At 73.1% G+C, this 8,667-nt stretch carries 6 protein-coding genes; 1 reads left to right on the top strand and 5 read right to left on the bottom strand.

All coding sequences use genetic code 11. From position 1 onward, the window contains the following. Positions 1–1,252 precede the first annotated feature (1,252 nt). Positions 1,253–2,629 (top strand): NlpC/P60 family protein, encoded by a 1,377-nt coding sequence (locus AB0D48_RS09825; RefSeq protein WP_362392881.1) that lies wholly within the window; start codon positions 1,253–1,255, stop codon positions 2,627–2,629. Here AB0D48_RS09825 and AB0D48_RS09820 read toward each other — a convergent pair. Genes AB0D48_RS09820 through AB0D48_RS09800 form a run of 5 tightly spaced genes read right to left on the bottom strand, consistent with a single transcriptional unit; the run spans position 2,569 to position 8,498 of the window. Beyond that, positions 2,569–3,840, bottom strand: a complete 1,272-nt coding sequence (locus AB0D48_RS09820; protein WP_362392879.1) for a styrene monooxygenase/indole monooxygenase family protein — start codon at positions 3,838–3,840, stop codon at positions 2,569–2,571. The genes AB0D48_RS09825 and AB0D48_RS09820 overlap by 61 nt on opposite strands. 27 nt (positions 3,841–3,867) lie before the next feature. Then, positions 3,868–4,470 carry an ATP/GTP-binding protein gene (locus AB0D48_RS09815; RefSeq protein ID WP_362392876.1) on the bottom strand — a complete coding sequence of 201 codons (603 nt, stop codon included), beginning with the start codon at positions 4,468–4,470 and terminating at the stop codon, positions 3,868–3,870. 16 nt (positions 4,471–4,486) lie between these two features. Next, entirely contained in the window at positions 4,487–4,876 is a 390-nt protein-coding gene (locus AB0D48_RS09810) for a DUF742 domain-containing protein (RefSeq protein WP_362392873.1), read from the bottom strand. Continuing rightward, positions 4,873–5,370: a roadblock/LC7 domain-containing protein gene (locus AB0D48_RS09805; RefSeq protein WP_362392870.1), complete on the bottom strand. Its 498-nt coding sequence runs from the start codon at positions 5,368–5,370 to the stop codon at positions 4,873–4,875. The genes AB0D48_RS09810 and AB0D48_RS09805 overlap by 4 nt, the downstream gene beginning before the upstream one ends. After that, on the bottom strand, positions 5,367–8,498 hold the full coding sequence (locus AB0D48_RS09800) for a nitrate- and nitrite sensing domain-containing protein (RefSeq protein ID WP_362392867.1): 3,132 nt from the start codon (positions 8,496–8,498) through the stop codon (positions 5,367–5,369). The genes AB0D48_RS09805 and AB0D48_RS09800 overlap by 4 nt, the downstream gene beginning before the upstream one ends. Positions 8,499–8,667 lie beyond the last annotated feature (169 nt).

Here is an 8,667-nt window from a genome sequence, read left to right as displayed (position 1 = left end):
TAAGCCGCCCACGATCACAGCAGACGTCTCCCGGCACGCGGCAGCGGGCAGACGCGTCAGATCGCTACGCGCTTCTCACGCCCAAGCGTCCGGCGCCCGTCCGGGGCTGGACATAAGCCGCCCACGATCACAGCAGACGTCTCCCGGCACGCGGCAGCGGGCAGACGCGTCAGATCGCTACGCGCTTCTCACGCCCAAGCGTCCGGCGGCCGTCCGGGGCTGGACAAAAGCCGCCCACGATCACTGCAGACGTCCCCAGGGACGCGACAGCGGGCAGTTTGCCCCCATTTGGATGCGAGTTGAGAGTGAGTGGATCACTTCCCGGAGCGGGAGACCGAAAAATCCGGCACCACACTCCGCCAGCCGTCCTTTTTGCCCCGCACTACCCGCACGGCGCCCGCCAGCGTGCCCGCAAGGCGCCCCGCCAGCGCGCCCGCCCGGCACCCGCCCGGCGCCCACCACCGGCCTCTTCTGCTCTTTTGTGGTGCCGGCAGACGTCGTCCGCGCCCCCAACTACCTACAGGCGCCTGACGGGAGTGCTCAGGTGAGGGGTCGGGCGGCTTATGACCAGCCATATGCCGGGGTGGTCGCCGCCGGGTCACCTCAGCTGTGTAGCGATTGGTGGCGGCCTGTTCCCAGCCCCAGACGGCCGTTGGACGCCGAGACGTGAGGAGCGCGTAGCGATTTGCCGCGCCCCCGCTCCCGATCGGCTGCTGGTCGCTGTCTGGTGTAGATGGGGCTGGTGCCCGCGCCCCCACCGCTGACCGGGGGCGGTGACGGGGCTTGGCCGGCCCTGCGGGGAACCGTGCCCCCGCATCCCTGATGACCCTCGCTCCCCTCTCGAACACTGGTGACCGTTCTTTTGGGGGCTTCCCGTCTGTCCTCGAATGTTCCGGGTCGGGCCGGTCGGTCAAGGGTGGAGCGCAGCGACATCGCGAAGCGACGCGACGAAGGAGCGCCCTTGAGGGACCGGCCCGACCCGGAAGACGATGGGACGGACGGGAAACCCCCAGCCCCACCCTGATCCGGAGTAAGCGGCTCCCGACAACCCGAAGCCACCGACCCGCCCCACCTGATTCCGGGTCAGCTACTCCGCCCTCTTGCAGCCTCCGCCCGCCACCTGATGCCGAGTCAGCCCTACCCGTCGACCCGAAGCCTCCGGCCCACCTTCCTGACACCACCCAGCTGAGGCCCCCAACCGGGTGAGCTGCCCGGGCCTGCCGACACCGTTGGGGGATTTGTCGTACCAGGCGTGGCAGCATCAGCGGACTCGGAGGTGATCACATTGTCTTATCGGCTGCTTCGTGCCGCCTGCATCGCCGCGGTGCTCGTCACGGCCGGGCCGCTGCCCGTCGTTCACGCCGGGCCGCTCCCCACTGTCCCCGCCGACCCCGCCGCCCCGGCCACCCTGGCCGACCCCCCTGTCCCGGCCGACCCCACCGCCCCCACCGCCCCCACCGCCCATGCTGTCCCGGCCGTCCCCACCGCCCGCCCTGTCCCCACCGTCCCCGCCGACCGGGCCGCCCCCGGCGCCCCCGCCGTCCGGGCCGAACCGACGGCCGGTGAGAACGTCGGGGTGCTGCTCGCCCGTCTGCAAGGGCTCTACCAGAAGGCCGAGGAAGCCAGCGAGGCCTACAACGCCACCGAAGTCGCCCTCAAGTCCAGCCAGGATGAGGAGCGGCGGCTCGCCGCCGAGTCCGGCAGGGCCCGTAGCGCCCTCGGATCCGAGAGGGCGCTGCTCGGACAGCTCGCCCGGGAGCAGTACCAGGGCAGCCGCGGCCTCTCCCCGTACGCCCGGATGCTGCTCGCCGGGGACCCGCAGGCCGTGTTGGACCAGCGCCGCCTCGTCGCCCGCGAGGGCGCCCGGCGGGCCGCCGTACTGAAGCGGCTCACCCGTGGTGAGCGGGTGGCGGACGCCCTCGCCGCCCGGGCGCGCAAGGCGCTGGACTCCCAGCAGGAGCTGGCCGCGCGGCGCAGGCAGCAGAAGGACGAGGTGGCGGTGCAGCTCAAGGAGGTCGAGCGGGTGCTGGCCTCGCTGACCGCCGAGCAGCTCGCGCAGCTCGGCGCGCGGGAGGCCCGTGACACCGCCGTCGCGCAGCGGGAGCTCGTGGACTCCGGCCGGCTCCCCACCCGCGCCGGTACCCCCACGGCCGCGGGCGGCGCGGCCCTCACCTACGCGGCTGCCCAGATCGGCAAGCCGTACGTGTGGGGCGCCGAGGGCCCGGGGTCCTTCGACTGTTCCGGGCTGACCTCGCAGGCGTGGGCACACGCCGGCCGCGCCATCCCCCGTACCAGCCAGGAACAGTGGGCGCGGCTGCCGAGGGTGCCGCTGGACCAGCTGCGGCCCGGGGATCTGGTGGTCTACTTCCCCAAGGCCACCCACGTGGGCCTGTATGTGGGTGAGGGGAAGGTCATCCAGGCGCCGCGACCGGGAGCGAAGGTCAAGGTGTCACCGATCGCCGCGAACCCGCTGCTCGGGGCCGTGCGACCCGATCCGGACGGGAAGCCGCTCGCGGAGTTCACCCCGCCGCCACTGCCCGAGGACGCGACGGCGGGGGACGACACCGGTTACTCGGAAGAGGAGGCGCCGGAAGCGCCGGAGACCGACGACGCGACCTCCGCCACGTAGTCCGCGGTGTCCTGCGGGTCGTAGAAGTACGCGTCGAAGTCGGCCGGGTTGTCGAAGCCGTTGGCGAATCGATTCGCCACCGGCTGGAGCTGCCCGGCCGCGCCGATCAGGTTCAGCACGTGCTCCGGCGGGACGCCCAGCATCGCGTTCGTCCACTGCGTCACCGGCTTGCCCGTGGTGAACCAGTACTTGTCGAACGTCGCCTTCATCCACGCCTCGTCGAACGGGCTGTCCCCGTGCATCAGGATCGACGAGAGGTACGAGGCCGCGCACTTGGCGGCGGAGTTCGAGCCCTGGCCCGTGATCGGGTCGTTGGCGACGACCACGTCCGCGACGCCCAGTACCAGCCCGCCGCCCGGCAGCCGCCCGATGGGCTCGCGGACCACCGGCGCGTACCGGCCGGCGAGCGTGGCGTTCGCGTCCGTCAGCTCCACCTTCGTGGCACGCGCGTACTCCCACGGCGTGTACTTCTCCATCAGTTCCAGCGTGAGCGTCAGGTGCTCCGCCGGGTCCGTGACGCCCTTGAAGACGTCCAGCGGCCCGCCCGGGATGCCTTCCCAGAACAGGATGTCCGCCCGCCCCGAGACGGTGAGCGTCGGCATGACGAACAGCTCGCCGACACCGGGGACCAGGTTGCACCGCACGGCCTCGGTCTCCGGGTGCTCCGGGCGCGGGCCGAGCCCGTGCACGTAGCTGACGGCCAGCGCGCGCTGCGGGGCGTCGTACGGGGAGCGGGCCGCGTCCCGGCCGAACATCGACACCAGCTCGCCCTTGCCGGCGGCCACCAGCACCAGGTCGTACGTACGGGAGAAGTAGTCGAGGTCGGCGACGGACGCACCGTGGATGACCAGCTGCCCGCCGCGCTCCACGAAGGTGTCGAGCCAGCCGGCCATCTTCACGCGCTGGTCGACGGACTGCGCGTACGCCTTGAGGTCGCCCAGCCAGTCGATGGGGCGGCTGCCGTCGGGGGCGGCGACGGAAACGCCGAGGCCCTCGATCCTGGGGGCCTGCTGCTCCCAGAAGTTGAGCTGGAGATCACGCTCGTGCTGGAGTGCCGTGTCGAACATGACCTGCGTGGACATCACCCGCCCGGTGCGGATCTCGTCCGCCGTCCGGTTGGACATGAGGGTGACCTCGTACCCCTTCGACTGGAGTCCGAGGGCGAGCTGGAGGCCGGACTGCCCGGCTCCGACGACAAGTATCTTGCGCATCTCTCACGTTCTCTGTTCGGGGGTGCTCTATTCGGGAGTGGTGTCGAGGGCGTGGCCCACCAGGGTCAGCAGGGATTCGACGACCGTGGAGCGGCGCCGCGCGTCCATGATCACGACGGGGACGTCCGGCGGGACGGTGAGCGCCTCGCGCACGTCCTCGGGCTCGTACGACGCGGTGCCCTCGAAGTGGTTGACGGCGACGGCGTACGGCAGCCCGCAGCTCTCGAAGTAGTCGAGGGCGGGGAAGCAGTCGCGCAGCCGGCGGGTGTCGGCCAGCACGATGCCGCCGATGGCTCCGCGCACCAGGTCGTCCCACATGAACCAGAACCGCTCCTGGCCGGGGGTCCCGTACACGTAGAGGACGAGGTCGTCGTCGAGGGTGACGCGGCCGAAGTCCATCGCGACGGTGGTGGTGTTCTTGTCCGGGGTCGCGGACAGGTCGTCGGTCGGGACGCTGGCCTGGGTCATCACCGCCTCGGTGCGCAGCGGGGTGATCTCGGAGACGGAGGACACGAAGGTGGTCTTGCCGACGCCGAAACCGCCTGCGACCAGCACCTTGACGGCGACGGGCGCGCGGGAGCGGTCGTACTGCCAGGGCTGGACGGCCTCGTCGTCCGCCACGCCCGACACGTCCGGCACCGGAGGGTCAGAGACGGCGAAGACCACTGAGCACCCTTTCGAGCAGCGCGCGTTCGGGCCGGCCCGTGCCGTGGCCCGTTCCGTAGACGCGGATCCGGCCCTGGTCGGCGAGGTCGCTGACCAGGACGCGGACCACACCGAGCGGCAGCTTCAGCAGCGCGGCGATCTCGGCGATCGTGCGCATGCGGCGGCAGACTTCGACGATGGCGGGCAGCTCGGGCATGCGGTCGGGCTTCTGCGGCTCGGACACCTTGGTGTCCAGGGCGGCGACGAAGGTCTCCACCAGCAGGACCTGCGTGAACCGGGTGCGGCCTCCCGTGAGGGAGTACGGGCGTACGCGGGCGGGGCGGCGGTCGGCGCCGCGTATCGGCAGCCGGTCGGAGGCCGGACTCCTCACGGGGTTTTCTCCATCGACTGGCGCAGCTCACTGCGGACTTCGGGGGTCAGGACGTGGCCGGCGCGGCCGACGAACAAGGCCATGTGGTAGGCGACGACGCTCATGTCGCAGTCGGGGGTGGCGTGCACGCCCAGCAGTGAGCCGTCGCTGATGGCCATGACGAAGACGGAGCCGTGCTCCATCGCCACCATGGTCTGCTTGACGGAACCGCCCTCCATCAGGGCGGCCGCGCCGCTGGTGAGGCTGCCGAGGCCGGAGACGATGGTCGCCAGGTCGGCGGACGCGCCCCGCGGGCCCTTGGCCTTGCCCTTGCTCGTGGCCTGCGGGGCTGCGGCGGCGCCGTCCGTCGCGGGGTCCGAGGACAGGAGCAGGAGCCCGTCCGAGGACACGACGGCGACGGAGTTGACGCCGGGTACCTCCTTGACCAGGTCGGTCAGCAGCCATTGCAGGTTGCGGGCCTGGGTGCTCAGTCCGTACGTACTGGGCGCGGTCATGTGCGTGCCTCCTGTGCGGTGTCCCCCTGGTCGGTGTGTCCGTGTCCTTGCTCCCGGTCCCACGCGTGCTCGCGCCCCGGGTCGCGGGCGAGTTCGGCGGCGGCCACGCGCCGCCCGTCCTGGGCGCCCTGGTAGAACCCGCCGAGGCGGCGGCGCAGTTCGTCGGCGTCGACGCGGCGCGGCGGCTCGGGCCGTGTGCCGGCCGTGCGAGGGGTGGCGACGGACCGCGGGGTCCGCTTCGGCAGGCCCTTGTCGGTGACGGGCTCCGCCTCGCCGGGGTCGGCGGGGTGGCTGCCCTGCCGGGGGATCCAGTCGGCCTCGGCGGTCGCGTGGCTGTGCGGATCCGGCTCGGTCGGTGTTTCCCGTACGTCGGCACCTTGCCCGGCATCGTGCGCCGCGGTCGGGATCCCCGGCTCGGGGTCCGGCCCCCCGAAGGCTCCCCCGTCCGCGTCGGGGACGACCCGCGCGAGCAACTGCTCCTCGGGACCGGGCCCGGCCGGGACCTCCGCCGCGGGGGCTTCCGCGGGGGCTGCTGCCGGCGTGGGGACGGTGAAGACCTGCTCTGCGGGCGGCAGCCGGTCCGCCGACGGGGCCACGGGCCCGGGCGAGACCGGCTGCGCCGGAGCCGCCGGGTCCGAGACCGTGGGCGCCGTCGGCGCCGCGGCGTCGGCTTCGGGCACGACCCGGGCCAAAAGCTCCTCGGCAGGCTCGGCCACGGACGCGGACTGCGGCTCGACGGCCGGGTGCGGCCCGGCCGAGACCCGCTGCGCCGGAACCGCCGGGTCGGAAACCGTCTGCGCCTGTGGCTCCGCGCCAGCGGCCGCCAGGGCCTCGTCTGCCAGGGCCTCGTCCGGCAAGCCGGCGCTGTCCAGGACCGGCTCCGGCTCCGGCTCCCCAGCGGCGGCCGAGGGCACGGCGGGGTCCGGCATCGCCGCCGGGGCCTCGTCCGGCAGGACGGCACCGTCCGGGCCGGGCTCCAGGCCCGGCTGCGGTTCCGCCGGTGCCGCCTCGCCGCGCAGGCGGCTCGGCAGGGTGTTCTCGTTCGCCTCCGCGACCACGCCCGGCAGGCGGAGCGCGGGCGCGCCCGGCGTGGCCAGGGTGTGCACCGGGGAGGCCGGCGGGGTCGCGGGCAGCAGCGCGGCCGGGACGACCACCAGGGCCTCGGTGCCGCCGTGCCGCGGGGCACGCAGCTCCGCGGTGACGCCGTGGCGCGCCGCGAGGCGTCCGGCCACGTACAGGCCGAGGCCCAGCCCGTGTTCCGCCTCGGGCTCCTCGTCGTAGGCCTCGGGCGTGGACAGCCGGGCGTTCAGTGCCTCCAGCCGGTCCTCGGTGACCCCGATGCCCTCGTCGACGACGGACAGCACCACGTCGCCGGAGTCCAGCAGCCACCCGGAAACCCTGACCTTGGCGTCCGGCGGCGAGAACGTCGTCGCGTTCTCCAGCAGTTCGGCCAGGACGTGCGAGATGTCGTCGGCCGCGTGCCCGGCGACCTGGGTGTGCGAGGGCAGCGCGGCGAGGTCGACGCGCTCGTAGCGCTCGATCTCGCTCACCGCCGCCCGCATGACGTCGACCAGCGGTACCGGCAGCCCCTGGCCGTGGCCGTGTTCCTGCCCGGCGAGGACCAGCAGGTTCTCGTTGTGGCGGCGCATCACGGTCGCCAGGTGGTCGAGCTTGAACAGGGTCGCCAGCCGGTCGGGGTCCTGTTCCTTGGACTCCAGCTCCTCGATGACCGCGAGCTGGCGCTCCACCAGGCCCAGGGTCCGCAGCGACAGCGAGACGGAGGTCGTCGACATGATGCGGCGGTGCTCTTCGAGCCCGGCCCGAAGCGTCGACAGCTCCTCCTCCAGCACCTCGCGGCCCGAGGTCAGTGCCTCGTTGCGGCCGATGATCCGGCGTCGGTCGGCGTCGAGTCCGGCGATCCGGGTGTGCAGGGAGACGGTCTGGTCGCGGACCGCGTTCAGGTGCCGTACGACCTCGGCGAACTCGTCGTTGCGGCCCGTGAACCGGACCGGTTCCACCGAGCCCTCCGGCGTCGCCAGCCGCTCGGCGCCGCGGCGCAGGACGGACAGCGGCCGGGTCAGCGAGCGGGCCACGGCGGTCGAGACGCCCACGACGATCAGGAACAGCACGCCCAGCACGGCGATCAGGGTTTCGAGCCGGGTCACGTCGTCGTCGCGCAGGGCGGCGAGCGCGGAGGCGCGCTGTCCGGCGAGGGTGGACTCGACGGACCGCATCCGGTCGATGCGGGCGGTGAGCGCGGAGCCGACGGCGGCCGCGTCGGTCCTGCGGTCGGCGGAGGACAGGGTGGGCCGCTCGGTGAGCCGCTTGAGGTAGTCGTCGGCCGCCTTGACCTCGGGTCCGGTGACGGTGGCGGCGAGGGTCTGGCGTACGTCGGGCCGCGCGGCGCGGGCGAAGTCGTCCAGGGCGGCCTGTTCCCGTACGCGCGAGCGCTGGGCGGCGGTGGTGAGTTCGTCGACCACGGCCGAGTTGGGGAGCTGCTCGCCGCGGGGGACGGCCAGTGCGGCGAGCAGCAGTCCACGGGTGGCGGAGGCCTGTTCGACCGCCTGGCCCAGCGGGGCCATGGGGCGGGTGGTGGCGAGGGCGGCCACGGCGCGCGGCGGGGTCAGTTCGGCGAGCCGGTCGCCGGGGGCGAGCAGTTCCGCGATGACTCCGGCGTAGGCCTGCTGGGCGGCGAGGGCGCTGCCCTTGCCGTCGACGGCCTCGGTGCGGACGGCCTGGACGCGGGCGATGGCGAGGGCGGTCGGCTCGTCGGCGTCGGCCTGGACCTCCGCGAGCTGCCGGTCGGTGCGGGCGGTGCGTTCCTGGACGGGGCCCTTGGCCCCGCCGGGGCGTCCCTTGGCGGCGTACTCGACGACGGCGTCGCGCTCGTCTCCGAGGAGGTGCGCGAGGGTGAGGGTCTGCCGGGTCCGGTCCGCGAGGGTGACCAGGCGCTGGGAGTCGCCCAGTTCCCTCGTGGCGGAGACGACGGCTGGGCTGCCTGCCGCGAGGACGGTGAGACCGGCGACGGCCACGCTGACGACCAGCCTGCGGCGCACGCGGACGCGGCGTCCTGCGGGGGCCGGGCCGTCGGTGGCGGTGCCGTTCTTCCGAGACCGCTTCTTCTGCACCGGTGCTCGCAATCCTGTACGTGTGCTCTTGCTCGTCTACTCGTGTGGCCGAGGTAACGGCCGGTCAACAAGTAAACGTGCCCCGCCCCCTCGTACCGCCTCAGACCTTTGCAGTGTGATGGGAAGAGAGCCGCACATCACCCACCCGGCCACTCGAACGAGTGAACAT

Origin of the sequence: Streptomyces sp. NPDC048269 (assembly GCF_040652395.1) — a bacterium.
Classification (GTDB): domain Bacteria; phylum Actinomycetota; class Actinomycetes; order Streptomycetales; family Streptomycetaceae; genus Streptomyces.
This window is presented reverse-complemented; position numbering and strand designations above follow the sequence as displayed.